17 protein-coding genes are annotated in these 15370 nt (G+C 66.7%); 11 read left to right on the top strand and 6 right to left on the bottom strand.

All coding sequences use genetic code 11. The features are described 5' to 3' along the window. Positions 1 to 3: 3 nt before the first annotated feature. The 3 genes from A6A40_RS19365 to A6A40_RS19355 all read right to left on the bottom strand — a co-directional run bounded on the left by A6A40_RS19365 (position 4) and on the right by A6A40_RS19355 (position 2515). Positions 4 to 870 (bottom strand): 5'-nucleotidase, lipoprotein e(P4) family, encoded by an 867-nt coding sequence (locus A6A40_RS19365; protein ID WP_108547530.1) that lies wholly within the window; start codon positions 868 to 870, stop codon positions 4 to 6. Between the two features lie 83 nt (positions 871 to 953). Continuing rightward, positions 954 to 1850: a pyridoxamine 5'-phosphate oxidase family protein gene (locus tag A6A40_RS19360; protein WP_108548031.1), complete on the bottom strand. Its 897-nt coding sequence runs from the start codon at positions 1848 to 1850 to the stop codon at positions 954 to 956. A 32-nt stretch (positions 1851 to 1882) separates the two neighbouring features. Beyond that, entirely contained in the window at positions 1883 to 2515 is a 633-nt protein-coding gene (locus tag A6A40_RS19355) for a glutathione S-transferase family protein (protein WP_108547529.1), read from the bottom strand. A 111-nt stretch (positions 2516 to 2626) separates the two neighbouring features. Here A6A40_RS19355 and A6A40_RS19350 point away from each other — a divergent pair, with 111 nt between their 5' ends. Together A6A40_RS19350 and A6A40_RS19345 are read left to right on the top strand one after the other, a co-directional pair. Further along, positions 2627 to 3526, top strand: a complete 900-nt coding sequence (locus A6A40_RS19350) for a LysR family transcriptional regulator (protein WP_108547528.1) — start codon at positions 2627 to 2629, stop codon at positions 3524 to 3526. A 207-nt stretch (positions 3527 to 3733) separates the two neighbouring features. Continuing rightward, positions 3734 to 4510: a transporter substrate-binding domain-containing protein gene (locus A6A40_RS19345; RefSeq protein ID WP_108547527.1), complete on the top strand. Its 777-nt coding sequence runs from the start codon at positions 3734 to 3736 to the stop codon at positions 4508 to 4510. 51 nt (positions 4511 to 4561) lie between these two features. Here the strand turns inward: A6A40_RS19345 and A6A40_RS19340 are convergent, their stop codons facing one another. Then, positions 4562 to 5524, bottom strand: a complete 963-nt coding sequence (locus A6A40_RS19340) for a formylglycine-generating enzyme family protein (RefSeq protein ID WP_108547526.1) — start codon at positions 5522 to 5524, stop codon at positions 4562 to 4564. A 504-nt stretch (positions 5525 to 6028) separates the two neighbouring features. On the opposite strand from A6A40_RS19340, the gene A6A40_RS19335 reads away from it, so the two are divergent. The 7 genes from A6A40_RS19335 (at position 6029) to A6A40_RS19305 (ending at position 11202) form a co-directional block, all read left to right on the top strand. After that, positions 6029 to 6784, top strand: coding sequence for an outer membrane lipoprotein (locus A6A40_RS19335; protein WP_108547525.1), 756 nt, complete (start codon positions 6029 to 6031; stop codon positions 6782 to 6784). 72 nt (positions 6785 to 6856) lie between these two features. Further along, complete coding sequence (locus tag A6A40_RS19330) at positions 6857 to 7366, top strand: PaaI family thioesterase (protein ID WP_236783899.1); 510 nt, start codon at positions 6857 to 6859, stop codon at positions 7364 to 7366. A 170-nt stretch (positions 7367 to 7536) separates the two neighbouring features. Next, positions 7537 to 8001: a 50S ribosomal protein L13 gene (gene rplM, locus A6A40_RS19325; protein WP_014187880.1), complete on the top strand. Its 465-nt coding sequence runs from the start codon at positions 7537 to 7539 to the stop codon at positions 7999 to 8001. A gap of 2 nt (positions 8002 to 8003) precedes the next feature. After that, positions 8004 to 8492, top strand: a complete 489-nt coding sequence (gene rpsI / locus A6A40_RS19320) for a 30S ribosomal protein S9 (RefSeq protein WP_014187881.1) — start codon at positions 8004 to 8006, stop codon at positions 8490 to 8492. A 150-nt stretch (positions 8493 to 8642) separates the two neighbouring features. Further along, complete coding sequence (argC, locus tag A6A40_RS19315; protein WP_108547524.1) at positions 8643 to 9719, top strand: N-acetyl-gamma-glutamyl-phosphate reductase; 1077 nt, start codon at positions 8643 to 8645, stop codon at positions 9717 to 9719. Between the two features lie 164 nt (positions 9720 to 9883). Then, on the top strand, positions 9884 to 10420 hold the full coding sequence (locus A6A40_RS19310; RefSeq protein ID WP_108547523.1) for a gamma carbonic anhydrase family protein: 537 nt from the start codon (positions 9884 to 9886) through the stop codon (positions 10418 to 10420). Between the two features lie 170 nt (positions 10421 to 10590). Continuing rightward, on the top strand, positions 10591 to 11202 hold the full coding sequence (locus tag A6A40_RS19305) for an OmpA family protein (protein ID WP_108547522.1): 612 nt from the start codon (positions 10591 to 10593) through the stop codon (positions 11200 to 11202). A 137-nt stretch (positions 11203 to 11339) separates the two neighbouring features. Here A6A40_RS19305 and A6A40_RS19300 read toward each other — a convergent pair whose 3' ends face one another. Continuing rightward, on the bottom strand, positions 11340 to 12014 hold the full coding sequence (locus A6A40_RS19300; protein ID WP_108547521.1) for a pyridoxamine 5'-phosphate oxidase family protein: 675 nt from the start codon (positions 12012 to 12014) through the stop codon (positions 11340 to 11342). Positions 12015 to 12135: 121 nt separating this feature from the next. Between A6A40_RS19300 and pdxR the strand changes: the two genes are divergently transcribed. Then, on the top strand, positions 12136 to 13620 hold the full coding sequence (pdxR, locus tag A6A40_RS19295) for a MocR-like pyridoxine biosynthesis transcription factor PdxR (protein WP_108547520.1): 1485 nt from the start codon (positions 12136 to 12138) through the stop codon (positions 13618 to 13620). 149 nt (positions 13621 to 13769) lie between these two features. Continuing rightward, positions 13770 to 14366 (top strand): hypothetical protein, encoded by a 597-nt coding sequence (locus A6A40_RS30455; protein ID WP_146191592.1) that lies wholly within the window; start codon positions 13770 to 13772, stop codon positions 14364 to 14366. 28 nt (positions 14367 to 14394) lie between these two features. On the opposite strand, the gene A6A40_RS19290 is transcribed toward A6A40_RS30455, so the two are convergent. After that, the gene (locus A6A40_RS19290; RefSeq protein ID WP_108547519.1) at positions 14395 to 15321 is read right to left on the bottom strand and encodes a glycosyltransferase; all 927 of its coding nucleotides are present in this window, start codon (positions 15319 to 15321) and stop codon (positions 14395 to 14397) included. Positions 15322 to 15370: the final 49 nt, after the last annotated feature.

The raw sequence follows: 15370 nt of genomic DNA, 5'->3' as shown, positions 1-15370 counted from the left end.
GTCTTACTGGGCCGGCGCCACCCAGGGTTCCAGCGCAGCGATCTTCTTGGCCCGCTTCTCGTCGGCCGAGAGTTTGAAATTGTGACCGTAAGGTGCGCTCTCGAACGAGCCGTAGCCGGGATTGGCCAGCATCAGCCAGTCGCGCCCGAAATGCTCCTTCGCCGCCTCGAAAGCTTTCAGCCGCTCAGTCTCGCTGCCATTGTAGGCGTCGGAGAAGTCGCCGAAATTATCGCCGAACAGCAGGACGATCCGGTAATCCTTCGCGATGGCCGCGCGCCGCGTGCTCTTCGCCGAACCCCAGTCAGGCTTTTCCTTGGACATCAGGAACGTATCCACGTTCCCGCCCATCGGGAAGCCCAGCGCCTGCGCGTTGCGGCGGGTCGGCTCCTCCTGGTCGGCGCTGCGGTTGGTGACGTAGAAGACCTTGACGCCCTTCGACTCGGCATACTGGGTGAACTCCACCGCGCCCGGCACCGCCGTCGCCTTTTCCGCCCGCACCCAGGCATCCCAGGTCTTGGGCGAGAAGTCGGTGCCGGTGGTGACAAGGCCGGCCTGGTAGGCGGAGTTGTCCATCGCCGTCTCGTCCAAATCCAGCACCACGGCCGGCGGCAGATCCTGGTAATTGCCGGTCTGCTCGGTCGCCGCGGTCCAGGTCTTGTCGGCCAGCGCCTTGTCCAGCTGGATCCTGCCCAGTGCATAGACCGCCAGGGCATTGGCCTTGTATTCGACCGAGCGCTGCATCCACAGCTCGGCGTTCAGCAGATCGCTTTGCGGCACGGGATCGGCCGCCAGGGCAGGGCCGGCCAGAAGCGAGAGGACAACCGCACCGGACAGCAGCGACCAGCGTCCGGAACAGGCGGAATTGCGCATCGACACACCCATCCATCAAGTGTCATGGAACCGTCATCGAAGCACAGAATCGGATGCTTGGCGACGGTACAGTGACGCTTGCGTCAGGGTGTCCCGGTTCGCTCCGGTTCGGTCCAACGCAGCGGGATCGCTGCTTTCCGCCGCCACCCGCGCTCGACATGCAGGCTCCAGCTCCGCTGCGCGTTGGGAAGGGCCGGATCGGGCTCCCAATCGATGCTGACCGATCCCGATAGGTGCAGCACATCGCCGCTGCCGACATCGACCAGCAGCAGTCCGGCGCGCGGGTTCAGCACCATGTTGCCCAGCGTGTTGAAATAGCGGTTTCCGGCATAGTCCGGTACGATCAGCCGGTCGCCGTCGAGGCGAATGAAGCCCGCCGGCCCGCCCCGGTGCGACACGTCGAGCCTGGCGTCGCCAGCCGCCGAGGAGGCCGATGCGACGAAGGCGGTATCCGCCGCACCGATCAGGCGTCTTGCCTCGCCGTCCAATCCTGCCAGTGCGTCCACCGCTTCGGCGGAGGAGGGGGATACGGCCTCTGCCCGGCGGACGCGGATGTATTGTGGGCAGTTGCCGAAGCTCTCCTCCACCCCTATCGCGAAGGCCACCCCGTCGCGCGCCGTCACCCGGCCGTTCACCCGGTTGCGGCGGCGGGTGCCGAGGTCGATTCCCAGCGCCGCCACCGGCTCCCCGACCGCCGGCCCGGCCGGCCAGGGCTGCCACGCGCCATGGTCCGGCCGCACCCACAGCGTCCGCGGGTCGGCCGGGGCGACGAAGCCGGGGGCGCCGGTCAGCACGCCGGCCGACGGATCGCCGGCCCCGTCCCGTGCGGCGACCAGCAGCCAGGGCAGCAGCGGATAGAATTCCTGGTGTTGGGGGGGCAACCGGTCGCGGATCGGCGCCGACGGCACGCGGAACCCGGCCCGCGCCTGTGCCTCGCGTTCCCCGGAATGGAAGGGCTCGGGGATGCGGTCCTGGTCCATGACCATGCTCCTTCGCTTGGGGTGGAGGGCGTTCAGGCGTGCTGCGGAATGACGCTGGTCGGCATCGGGGTCAGCGCCGGGATCGCCTCCACCCGCTCCAGCCAGCGACGGACCGCCGGATAGGGATCGAGCGGGATGCGGCCTTCCGGGGCGCGGGCGACATAGGCGTAGCAGGCGATGTCGGCGATGGTCGGCCGCTCCCCCGCCAGCCAGTCGCGGTCGGCCAGATGCCCATCCATGAAACGCAGGGCCCGCTCCGCAACCCTCTGCGCATCGGCCAGCGATCCTGCCCCTCCCCACAGGGTCAGGATGCGTGCCAGGGCCGGCCCGAAGCGCAGGTCGCCGGATGCGACGGACAGCCAGCGCTGCACCCGCGCCGCCTCCTCCGGCGCCTTCGGGTTCCACAGGCCGGAGGCGTCGTAGCGGTCGGCGAGATAGACCAGGATCGCGGCGGAGTCCGGCAGGACGAGATCGCCGTCGACCAGCACCGGGATCTGTCCGAAGGGGTTGAGGGCGAGGAAGCTATCCGACCGCCGCAGCTCCGCGCCGGCCTCGACGAAGCGGTAAGGCAGGCCGAGAATGTTCAGAAAGGCTTCCACCCGATGGCTGTGCCCCGACAGCGGCGTGCCATAGAGCGTGATGGCGGGTTCGGCGGTGGTGCTCATCGGAGAGGTCCCCTCATCGACTGTTTTGCGGATGCCCACAGCCAATCACTTGCGCGCTTCGGCAGGAATCCGCTTTGATCAAAAGGCACTCTTTCAGAAATCGGAAGAATCGTGGACCGACTGGACGAACTGGCGATCTTCGTCGCGATCCTGGAGGCCGGAAGCCTCGCCGGTGCGGCCAAGCGGCTGCGACGCTCGGCCCCCGCCGTCACCCGCGCGCTGTCGGGGCTGGAGGAGCGGCTGGGCCTGCGGCTGATCGAGCGGACCACCCGCAATCTCGCGCCCACCGACGCCGGGCGGCGGTTGGCCGAGCAGGCGCGCCGGCTGCTCGCCGACTATGACGAGGCGCTGGCCGCCACCGGCACCGACCGGCCGCTGCGCGGGCGGCTTCGCGTCACCGCTCCGGTGATGTTCGGGCGCAAGCATGTGACGCCGCTGGTCCTCGACTTCATGCGCGCCTTCCCCGACATCCGGGTCGAGCTGGTGCTGTCCGACGGCAATCTCGATCTGATCGAGGAGGACCTGGACGTCGCGATCCGCATCGGCCCGCTGCCCGACTCCAACCTCGTCGCCCGGCGGGTGGGGCAGGTCGGGCGCTATCTGATCGCCAGCCCCGGCTATCTGGCGCGGCGCGGCACGCCCTCGATGCCGGAGGATTTGGCCGGCCACGACATCATCCTGTCCATGGCCCGGCCCGGTCCGCCGGACTGGCGCTTTCTGGTCGACGGGCGGGAACGGGTGGTGCGGGTCACCCCGCGGCTGGCGGTCAGCCATATCGAGCCGGCGCTGCTCGCCGCGCGCGACGGGCATGGCATCGCCCGGTCGCTGTCCTATCAGGCGGCGGACGACATCGCCGCCGGAACCCTCGTACGCCTGATGCCGCATGCCGAGCCGGCCCCTCTGCCGGTCCATGTCGTGGTGCCGACGGCGCGGCTGATGCCCGGCCGGGTGCGGGCCTTCCTCGACCATGCGGTACAGGGATTGTCGGGGCTGGCCGTGCTGCGCGTCTGAACATGGCATCGACGGGCCGCGGGAGGAATTGCTCGGGAAAGGCCGGGATCGCGCAATGATCTGCTGCGAACCCATGGCAGATCGGCATTTTCCGACCATGCATTCTCCCAACCCGGCGTCATACTGGCGCACTCCCGTGACGGGAGGCGGCCGGGAAGACGACCGCAGCGAAGAATGACAGAAGACGACCAACGACAGGGGATCAGAATGAAGGCTCTTTTGACGGCCGCCGCTATGATTGCCGCGACCATCACCATGGTTCCGGCGGCCTTTGCGGCCGACAGCGTGCTGCAGACGATCCGGCAGGCCGGGGTGATCCGGGTCGGCACCACCGGCGATTACAAGCCCTTCAGCTACAAGGGGGCCGACGGCGCTCTGGTGGGCGCCGACATCGAGATGGCGAAGGAATTGGGAGCCGCGCTGGGCGTCCGGGTGGAGTTCGTGCAGACCAGCTGGAAAACGCTGATGGAGGACTTCAAGGCGGAGAGGTTCGACATCGCGCTGGGCGGGATCACCGTCAATCCCGATCGCGCCGCTGTGGGCGACTTCTCCGTTCCCAACGTCAGCGACGGCAAGCGCCCGATCGCCCGCTGCGCCGACACGGAGAAATTCACGTCCGTCGAGAAGATCGACCAGCCGACCACCCGCGTCGTCGTCAATCCCGGCGGCACCAACGAGAAGTTTGCCCGCGCCACCTTCACCAAGGCGCCGATCGAGGTCTGGCCCGACAACAAGACCATCTTCGGACAGATCGCCGCCGGCAAGGCCGACGTCATGGTCACCGACGGCATCGAAGCCGACATGCAGGCGAAGCTGAACGCCGGCGTGCTCTGTGCCGTCCCGGTCGCGGCTCCCTTCACCCATTTCGAGAACGCCTACCTGCTGCGCAAGGACCCGGAGCTGAAGCAGGCCGTCGATGCCTGGATGACCAAGGCGCTGACCAGCGGTCTGTGGAAAGCCAAACTCGACGCCGCCATGCAGTGAGCGGCAGCCGGGAAAGGACCCGGCGCAAGCGGCAGGGGCGCCGTCCGCGGCTTACGGGTCGCGGACGACGCGGAAGCCGTAGGCGGCATACCCGCTCTCCGCTCCATCCGCCCGCCGCACGGCGGAGCGGACATAGCGTGGGTGGCTGTGCCACGACCCGCCGCGCATCAGCCGGCGCGGGCAAGTCTCGCCGGACCCTGCCGATCCGTCCGCCGCGCAGTCCTCCACCCATTGCCAGACATTGCCCAGCATGTCGTAGAGGCCGAAGCCGTTGGGCCGATAGCTGCCGACGGGGGCAGTGAACAGGGCGCCGTCGCGGCAGTTCGCCACCTCCCAGTCGGTGAAGCGATCCTTGGCGCTCAGGTCGGCGCCGTTCGCCGCGTCGCATCCTGCCGCAGGATCGTCGCCCCACCAGCGGGCGGTCCGGGTGCCGGCACGGGCCGCATACTCCCATTCCTCCCCGGTCGGCAGGCGATAGGCGTGGCCGGTCCGGCGGCTGAGCCAGTCCACATAGGCATTGGCGTCGTACCAGCTGATGCAGACGGCAGGGTCCTGGTTCGTCTGGTCGAAGCCCGGACGGCGCCAGGAGAAATGCCAGCGTGGCGCCAGTTCGGTCTCGCCGGTGTAGCCGCGGCAGACGGTCCGCGACAGGTATCCGCTGTCCTCGACGAAGCGGGCGTACTCGCCGCGGGTGACCGGATACATGCCGAGTGCGAATGGAGCCCCGATCGACACCCGCCGTTGCGGCGACTCGTCCGCAAAGCGTTCCTGCTCAGTTTCCGGCGCACCCTGCAGGTAACTGCCGGCCGGCACCGTCACCAGCACCGGCGCGTCGGGATGGTCCCAGGTCCCGTGCGCCGGTGCGGCGGCCTGCCAGGCTTGAAAAGCGGCCAGCCGTTCATTGCGCCAACCGGTCAGATCCTCCGGCCCGGCCCGGCGCCAGGCGGTCAGACCTGCCAGCAGAAGGACCAGGACGGTCAAGGCGCCCAGCGGGCCGGGCAGGGCGGATTTCATGGCGGGGATGTCTTTTGCTGGGGAGGTGCAGCGGGTCATCCCGTCATTTCCGCGGCGCAACCCACCTCCGGCAACCGTGCGTCCGTGTCCTGGTCGGGGCACCTCCCGTCCGGTCCGCCAGCCAAAGGACCGGCCGCCTGTCCCGTCGGGGTAGGACCAAAGCCGTGGGGCGTCGAAAGCTCGGCCGTCCGTGCGGGCAGGCATTCAACCGAGCACCGACAGCATTATGCCAGGCGCTTGCGTCGGCCGACCGCCGGCTTGCCGGACTCGGCCGTATCGTTTTCCGGCTTTCCCTGCATCGACGCATCGTTCATCGTGGTTGCTTCCGGTTGTGACGATGCCTGTCCATCAGCGCAGGGTCGCCGCGGTTGACGACGTTCGGTCACCGGACATCGCCGCACCGCAATGCAGACTTCCGGTCCTGTCCGGATTTTGCCCGGTGACGAGCGGGCTTGCTTTGCCGTAAGAGACAGGACGGGTCTCAATACGGATGGAACCCCTCCCGTGCTCCGATCGGTTTCCCTTTGCCTGTTCATCGCCGCGGCCGGCGGTCTTGCCGCCTGCAGCTCCGACTATTCGCCCAACACCTACTCCTCCAGCGCGGTCCAGCAGGCCAACAAGGTGGAACCGGCGGTCGTGGTCGGATTCCGTCAGGTGGCGATCAGCGCCAACGGCACCGTCGGCGCCGTCAGCGGCGGCGCGGCCGGCGGCATCCTGGGGGCGCAGGTTGGCAGCGGTGGCATGAATGCAGCCCTCGGCACCGTCGGCGGCACGGCGATCGGCGGTCTGCTGGGCACGGCGATGGAGCATATCGCCGGCGACACCACCGGCTGGGAATACATCGTCCGCAAATCGAACGGCGAGTTGCTGTCGCTGACCCAGAAGGAGCCGCAGCCGCTGCCCATCGGCCAGAAGGTCCTGGTCATCACCGGCAGCCAGGCCCGCATCGTGCCGGACTATTCCACCCCTGCCGATCCCGAACCGGCCAAGGCCGATGCTCCCAAGGCCGACGTTGCGAAGCCGGATCTCCCGAAGCCCGAGGCGCCGAAATCGGACATCAAGGCGGTGCCTCTCGCCCCGCCCGCCGAGCCGGCTCCCCCTCCGGCCGAGCAGTCCACCACAAGCGCGGCGCAGCCCGCCAGCGGCGGCGGCCCCATCCGCCTGACCGCCCCGACCGACAATTCTCCCGCTGCCGCTGCGCCCGTGACGCCGCCCGAGCCCGCGAATCCGGTCCCGGCAGATCAGAAGCCCACCGAGTAGCACCATACTTGTCGGGATGGCGCGGATGGCGCACAGTCCGGTGGTCAAGCAAAGATCACCGATAGAGGCATCATGTCCGCCGCCGACACCCCCGCTGCAGCTTCCGTTCCCGCCATGGCGAAGGAGGAGCTGGAGGAGTTGATCCGCGAAGGGGTTCCCTTGGTCGGCAACTTCGGCATCGTCGTCGACAGCCTGGGTGCCGGCACGATCCGCCTGCGCCTGCCCTACAAGGACGATTTCGTCCGTCCAGGCGGCACGGTCACCGGGCCTGCCATGTTCGGGCTGGCCGATGTGGCACTCTATGGCGCGGTCCTGAGCCTGATCGGGCGGGTGGAGTTGGCTGTGACCACCAGCATGACCATCAACTTCCTGCGCCGTCCACCCCCCGTCGCCATCATCGCCGAGGCGCGCGTCCTGAAGCTGGGCAAGCGGCTGGCCTATGGCGAGATCCTGCTGTTTTCCGAAGGCGATCCGGAGCCGGTTGCCCATGTCACCGGCACCTACTCCATTCCCCCTCACGACCCGGTCGCCCTCGCGGTATCCCATTACCGTATTGCCGAGGGCTCGGAAAAATCCGTTTAAAATCAATAGGTTTGAGGATCGGGTATCCTGTTACCGCGTTCGTAACTCATTGATTCCAAATGGAAATTTTTCCGTTGACAGAAGTGTGTCTCTGCACGTAGAAAGCCGTCCGCTTCGGCGCCCCGGTATCGGCGGCTTGCCGATCCGTATTCGAAGAAACGAGTGTGGCGATGAAGACCTTCAATCTGAAGCCGACCGAAATCGAGAAGAAGTGGTACGTCGTCGACGCCGACGGCCTCGTTCTCGGCCGGCTCGCCAGCATCCTGGCGAACATCCTGCGTGGCAAGAACAAGCCGACCTACACCCCGCACATGGATTGCGGCGACCATGTCGTCGTTATCAATGCCGAGAAGGTGAAGCTGACCGGCAACAAGCGCGACGCCGACATCTTCTACTGGCACACCGGCTATCCGGGCGGGATCAAGGGCCGTTCCAAGGGCCAGATCCTGGACGGCAAGTATCCGGAGCGTGTGATCGAGAAGGCCGTGGAGCGTATGGTTCCGCGCGGTCCGCTCGGCCGCCAGCAGATGACCCATCTCAAGGTCTACAAGGGCGCCACGCATCCGCACGATGCGCAGCAGCCGGTCGCCCTCGACATCGGCGCCCTGAACCCGAAGAATAAGCGGAGCGCGTAAGCATGGCTCAGGTCACCACCACCCTCTCCAGCCTGAAGGATCTGACGGGCGCCGCCGCCACCGCGACCGTCACCGAAGAGCTGGCCGCTCCGAAGCTGGACGCCCAGGGCCGCGCCTACGCCACCGGCAAGCGCAAGGACGCCGTCGCCCGCGTGTGGATCAAGCCGGGCACCGGCAAGGTCACCGTGAACGGCCGCGACCAGTCGGTCTATTTCGCCCGTCCGGTTCTGCGCATGATGATCGCCCAGCCGTTCGGCGTGACCGAGCGTCTGGACCAGTTCGACGTCGTCGCCACCGTCGCCGGCGGCGGTCTGTCGGGCCAGGCCGGTGCCGTGCGTCACGGCATCTCCAAGGCGCTGACCTACTTCGAGCCGGCCCTGCGCCCGCCGTTGAAGGCCGCCGGCTTCCTGACCCGCGACGCCCGTACGGTCGAGCGTAAGAAGTACGGCCGCGCCAAGGCCCGCCGCAGCTTCCAGTTCTCGAAGCGCTAATCCCTACACGGGCCCGCGCCTTTACGGTACAAGCGAGGGGCGTCCCGAAAGGGGCGCCCCTTTCTTTTTGTTCTGTCATCACGCTTTCGCTTATCCCGGATACAGGTTTCACCCGTCTTCAGACCGTCTTCAGCGAAGGACATTGCCTCCATGGCCTCGACCAGCATTCTCGGCAGCACTCCCGGCGGTTCCAAAATCCGCGTCGGCATCCTGGGCGCTTCCGGTTACACCGGCGCCGAACTGGTGCGCATGCTGCTGCGCCACCCGAATGTGGAGATCGCCGCGCTGACCGCCGAACGACAGGCCGGCAAGCCGATGGCGGAGGTGTTCCCGCATCTGGGCGGCTATGGCCTGCCCGATCTGGTGAAGATCGAAGAGCTGAAGTGGGACGGCCTGGACTTCATCTTCTGCGCCCTGCCGCACGGCACCACGCAGGAGGTCATCGCCGGCCTGCCCAGTGGGCTGAAGGTGGTCGATCTGTCTGCCGATTTCCGTCTGAGCGACCCGGCCGAATACGCCACCTGGTACGGGCATGAGCATCGCGCCGTCGACCTCCAGAAGGAGGTTGCCTACGGCTTGACCGAGTTCAACCGCCAGGGCGTGCGCAAGGCGCGGGTGGTGGCCAATCCGGGCTGCTACCCGACCTGCTCGCTGCTGCCGCTGCTGCCGCTGCTGATGGAAAACCAGATCGAGCCGGGCGGCATCGTCATCGACGCCAAGTCCGGCGTGTCGGGCGCCGGCCGCGACGCCAAGCAGGCCAACCTGTTCACCGAGGTGTCGGAGGGCTTCAACGCCTATGGCGTCGGCCACCACCGCCATATGCCGGAGATCGAGCAGGAGCTGCGGCTGGCCGCCGGCCGTCCGGTCACCGTCTCCTTCACCCCGCATCTGGTGCCGATGAACCGCGGCATGATGGCGACCATCTATGTCCGCATGGCCGACGGCGTCACCGCCGACGACCTGCGCGCGACGCTCGCCGCCCGCTATGCCGACGAGCCCTTCGTCGGCGTGACCCCGGCCGGCGTGGTGCCGGCGACGCGCCATGTCCGGGCGTCCAACCACAATCTGATCGGCGTGGTCGCCGACCGCGCACCGCGCAGCGCCATCATCGTGTCGGTGATCGACAATCTGGTGAAGGGCGCGTCGGGTCAGGCCATCCAGAACATGAATGTCATGATGGGGCTGGGCGAGACGACCGGCATCGATCAGGCGCCGCTTTTCCCGTAACAACTCCGCAAGCGGGCTGTGACAGCGTTGTGGCCCGCTTTCCGCACTGTTGCACGGAGGCACCAATCGGGATTTGCTTTGCCCTGTCAATGCGAAATCAGGTGGTGCCTCAAGCCTTACGGTGCTTCAATCCGGCCCGTCATGCACGATTTCGGTACGACCTGATGACCGGCCTTGTCCGCGCCTTCAACGGCATTCTGCCCACCATCGACCCGACCGCGTTCATCGCGGAAACGGCGGCGGTGATCGGTGATGTCGTGATCGGGGCGAACAGCAGCATCTGGTACGGCTGCACCGTGCGTGGAGACATCAACGAGATCCGAATCGGCGCTCGCACCAACATTCAGGACGGCACCGTGATCCACGTGGCCGCTGAAGGGCAGGGCACCTACATCGGTGACGACATCACCGTCGGCCATATGGCGATGCTGCACGCCTGCACGCTGGAAGACGGCTGCTTCATCGGCATGAAGGCCTGCATCCTGGATGGGGCCCATGTCGAGTCGCGGGCGATGGTCGCCGCCGGTGCTCTGGTGACCCCTGGAAAACGGGTGACGTCCGGATTCTTGTGGGCCGGCAGCCCTGCTAGACCGGTTCGCGAGCTGACGGAACGCGATCTCGCGGTTTTTCCGGTTATCGGCCACCGCTACACGGATTTGGCGGAAACCTACCGGAAAAGCTGCTATGGAAGTGGAGCATAGGTCCAAGAACAGGTACGGTTCGGCCAATCGGCTGAGGTGCTGGAACATAATCCGGCACCACATGTTGGGAAGGTCGTCGCCGCGCTTGAACATGGGCGGATGCTTCGATTGATAGGTTCATCCCCCGCAGGCACTCTGATGGGGAAGGGTTCTGGAAGGGAGTGAAGACAATGAAGACTATTGTTCGCGCGGGTCTGGCTGCCATTCCGGCCGCCATCGTCGCTTTCGGCCTGACGGCTGCCGCCAATGCCCAGGACGCGAGCCTGGTCGGCAAGGGCACCCAGTGGTGCAACCCGGTCCTCGGCTGGAACGGTCAGGTCAAGGAAGGCGTCGCCGCCCGCACCTCCGGCGGCGGCTATGTCATCCATCAGGGCAGCTATCCGTGCCCGCCGGCCGCTGCCGCTCCGGCTCCGGCCGCCGTCGCCGCGGTTCAGAGCGAATATCTGGTGTTCTTCGACTGGGATAAGTCGACCATCACCCCGGCCGCCGATCGCGTGATCGGTGACGCGGTGTCGGCCATCCTGAAGAACGGTGGCGCCAAGATCCACGTCGTCGGCCACACCGACACGTCGGGCTCGCCGGCTTACAACCAGAAGCTGTCGCTGCGTCGTGCCGACGCGGTCAAGAAGGCTCTGGTCGCCAAGGGCATCCAGGCTGCCAACATCACCACCGAAGGCAAGGGCGAGAGCCAGCTGCTGGTCCAGACCGGCCCGAACGTGCGTGAGCCGTCCAACCGTCGTGCGCAGATCCTGCCGCGCCTGCTGAACGCTCCGTCGTCCTAAGGACGGTTGGGCAGGGGGCCGCTCCGGGGGTTTCGGAACGGCCTTCCCGCCTGCGGGAGAAACCGCAAAGAAAAAGGCCGCGCCGGGCTTCCCGGTCGCGGCCTTTTTCTTTTTCGGTTGCAAGCTTCGCCTGCGCCTCAGCCCGCGGCTTGGGCCGGATCCTGTTCCGGTTCGCCGGCGGTCAGCCGCAGGGGCACCACGCCGGCCCACACCGGGTGGGCCATATCCTCCGGATCGTCGGACGGCGGGCCGGAGCGCCGCTTGGCCGATGCCTCGGCAATCGGGAAGGCCAGAACGCTGGTCGCCTTCAGTTCCTGCGCGTTGGGCGCCCGCACCTTGGCGCTGCGGCCCGGCTCGATCTTTTCCATCAGCGCATCGAGGGCGGCGCGCTTCTCCGTCTCCTCCGACACCAGCCGCGGCCGGCCGAACAGCATGACCGAGCGGTAATTGACGGAGTGATGGAAGGCCGAGCGCGCCAGCACCCAGCCATCGATCAGCGACAGCGTGATGCAGGCCTCACCCCCCTCCTGCAGCCGGCGGATCATCCGGCTGGACGAGGCGCCGTGGATCATCAACTCGTCGCCCACGCGCCAGGGAACCGTCGGAATCACCATGGGCGAGGGGGTGCCCTGGCCCTTGATGGAGTCATCGACGAAGCCGACGTGGCAGATCGGCGCCTCGTCGATGATGGCATGGATCAGGGCGACGTCATGGCTGCCGCGGTCGCCCAGCCGAACCGGCCGGGTACGTGGCGTCTGTGCCAGCGCAGTGGGAGACGTGGCGGCGGATGTATCGGCGAGAAGGCTGGTCATGGGCGTGCTCGGAGCCGGAACTGTTGCGATGCCCCAGAATGGCCGGCAAAATGGTTGTCTCAAAAGGTCCGGAATGTCGATTCCATAGGGACCAATTCGCTTGTCCCTTTGGAGGATCGCCATGGCCCGCGCGGCAGCTCCGGTTCTCTCCAGCCTTGGACCGGTGGCGCTCGACCGGGCCGGGGCAGAGCCGCTGCACCGCCAACTCTACCGCGCGCTGCGGCAGGCGGTGCTGGACGGCCGGCTGCGCCCGGGGGAAAGGCTGCCGCCCAGCCGGGCACTCGCCGCCGACTGGGGGCTGTCGCGCAACACGGTGGTGACCGCCTATGACACGCTGCTGGCGGAGGGTTACGTCACCGGGCGTGTGGGTGCCGGCACCTTCGTCGCCGCCTCCCTTCCCGATGCGGCGCCCGGCAGCATTCCCGCCCGCGACGAGGTCCGCCGGGGTGTCGGCCTGTCCGTCCGTGGCCGTGTGTTGGCCGAGGCGCCGGCCATTGCCCGCGACCGGGTGGGGCGGCCTTTCGCGCTCGGCACGCCGGACCTCGGCGTCTTTCCCTTCGCCCTGTGGGCGCAGCTTCTCGGCCGCTGCTGGCGCCAGGGCGGGCGGACGCTGGCGACCGAGCCGGATCCGCTCGGCCACGCTCCGTTGCGGGCGGAGATCGCCGCCTATCTGCGTGCCGTCCGTGCCGTCCGTTGCGAACCGGAGCAGGTCGTCATCGTGTCCGGCGCGCAGCAGGGGTTGGCGTTGTTGGCGCAACTGCTGCTCGACCCCGGCGATGAGGCCTGGGTGGAGGAGCCGGGCTGGCCCGGCAACCGCGCTGCCCTGCTGGGGGCCGGGGCGCGGCTGGTCCCGGTGCCGGTGGACGGGGAGGGGATCGACGTCGCCGCCGGCATGGCCCAAGGGGCCGGCGCCCGGCTGGCGCTGGTCACCCCCTCTCACCAATTCCCCTTGGGCGTGACGATGAGCCTTGCGCGCCGCCTGCGCCTGCTGGACTGGGCGGCGGCCCGAGACGCCTGGATCGTCGAGGACGATTACGACAGCGAGTTCCGTTATGCCGGCCCGCCGCTGGCCGCTCTCCAGGGGTTGGACGGTGCCGGGCGTGTCATCTATGTCGGCAGCTTCAGCAAGGTGATGTTCCCGGCGCTGCGGCTCGGCTATGTCGTGGTGCCGCCCGATCTGGTCGAGCCGGTGCACGCCGCGCGCCGCCATTTCGACGGCGGGACCAGCGTGGTGCCGCAGGCGGCCCTGTACCGGTTCCTGGCCGACGGCCATTTCGCCTCGCATCTGCGCACGATGCGCGCGCTCTATGCCGCCAAGCGCGCCGCCTTCCTCGAGGCCATCACGGGTGCCTTCGCAGGTCTCGCCACCGCCGAGGCCGGGGAGGCCGGCCTGCATGTCCTGCTCCGCCTGCCACCGGGCTGTCCAGATCATGTCCTGGCTCAGCGCGCGGCCCGCATCGGCCTGACCACGCCCTGCCTGTCCGGCTATTACCGGGACTCCGGAACCGCCGCCGGGAATGGCCTGCTTCTGGGGTTTGCCGCCCACGATCCGGGTGCGCTCGACCTTGCGGTGCGGGATCTCGCGCGGCTGGTCGATTGTCGATGAAGAATTTACCATCGGGTACTTGCATCGAGGAGAGGCGACGAGCGTATCTGTGCTATGGCACTATCGGATGCAGCTTTGGGTGGTTCTTTTCTGCGCGGCCTTCATCGCTTGTGCGGGTGAAAATTTCTAATTTTGAGGAAGAAGAATCAATGACTCCGGAAGAAGAATTTGCAAAAAATCCTCTGAAATTCATGAAGAACAATATTGTGATTGCGCCGTCAAACATCCCGAACGTTGATTTCAATCTATTTCTCTTCAATTTTCAGTTAAGTAGATCTTACTTCGGAAAATTCCCGATGGGGATTAAGAAAATCAACGTATATAATTTGATTCCAGATCGAAGCAAAGGTAAAATCCTTGCTTACTGGTGCCCGTATAAACAAAGTGGAACTTGCGAGATTGTTGTTGGAAATCTGGCCGATTTCATGTTCACCGTCAAAATGGACGGCTGCAGTTTCGGTATTGCTCCGCCGGCTGGTGACGGTACGCGCCGTGTCGCCCACATCAATATGTTCGGGCAGCAAAATCCACGCATCAAGCAGAAGCGTGTTCTTGAAGGTATGGGTTTGGACGACGGCATTGTCGATGCCAACGTTTACATGAATCTGCCTGGAAAAGCTGCGGCAAACGCTACGACATTTGGTATTCGTGATCCAAATACCAATGCCTGGGAATTCTATTACCAGATGAGCAAATTCATCACGGGAAATCAGCTCAGGCTGATGGGGGTGAGTAAAGTGACGTGACTGCGCATTTTCCCGGACTGCCGGGGGATCATGCAGTCTCCGTCACCTGTTCCGCCGCCGCTTTCCAGGCCGGATAGCGCAGGCTCAGCTGGTGGGGGCGGTCCTGCATGTCCAGCACCGGGCGCAGCACCGCCGGGTCGGCGCGCATGGCGTCCTCGCCGGCCATGTGGACGATGCCGAGGCGGCGGTTGGGCAGGTAGTACTCCACCAGCTCCCGCCGCTCCGGATCGAAGCGCCAGGGGCCGATGTAATTGCACCATTCCGGCAGCAGTTCCACCGGCAGCCCGTCCAGATAGATGGCGCCGGCCATCGCCAGCTGGTCCGACGTGAACAGCCGGCCCTTGCGCAGCACCCGCTTCTGCCAGCGCTGGAACGCCTCCCAATGCGGCGCGTCGGCCTTCAGTGCATAGGCGCCGGCATTGAGCGTCGGGCGGGTCGCCAGCGCACGGCATTCCGCCGTCGTCAGGCCGGCGCGGCTGGAGTTCTTGAACAGGATGGACCGCACGCGGGCGAAGCGGCCGAACAGCCAGTCCAGCCGCAGCTCCGTCTCCGAAAAGCGGCCGAACTGGGCGACGATGGCGAAACGGTTCAGCGCCGCCCCCCGCCTCAGCATTTCCACCGCCTCCCAATCCTGCACCCAGGCATCGGCGTCGATCCAGATCACCGTGTCGTAGCCGGGGAAGTAGGTCGGCAGATGCAGCTTGGCGAGGTTGGCCTTCAGGTGAATGCGGTTGCGCAGCTTGTGCGCCGGAATGCTGACCGGCCAGGGCGGCGTCACCACCGCGGCGCCCTGCGCCTTCAACTCCGCGATCTGTTCCTCGGTCAGCCCGGCATCGATCACGCCGACGGGGCAGTCCGCCGCCGGCTTCAAAGCCCGCAGCGAGGCGATCAGCTCGCGGATCAGCGGATGGTAGCGGGAATCGCCGCCGGTCACGACGATGAAGGAACTCAGCATGATGTAACCGTTACGCCTTATGCGCAAAGTTTTATGTGATCCTACCCTG

The sequence above is a fragment of the Azospirillum humicireducens genome, from assembly GCF_001639105.2.
GTDB classification, from domain to species: Bacteria; Pseudomonadota; Alphaproteobacteria; order Azospirillales; family Azospirillaceae; genus Azospirillum; species Azospirillum humicireducens.
This window is presented reverse-complemented; position numbering and strand designations above follow the sequence as displayed.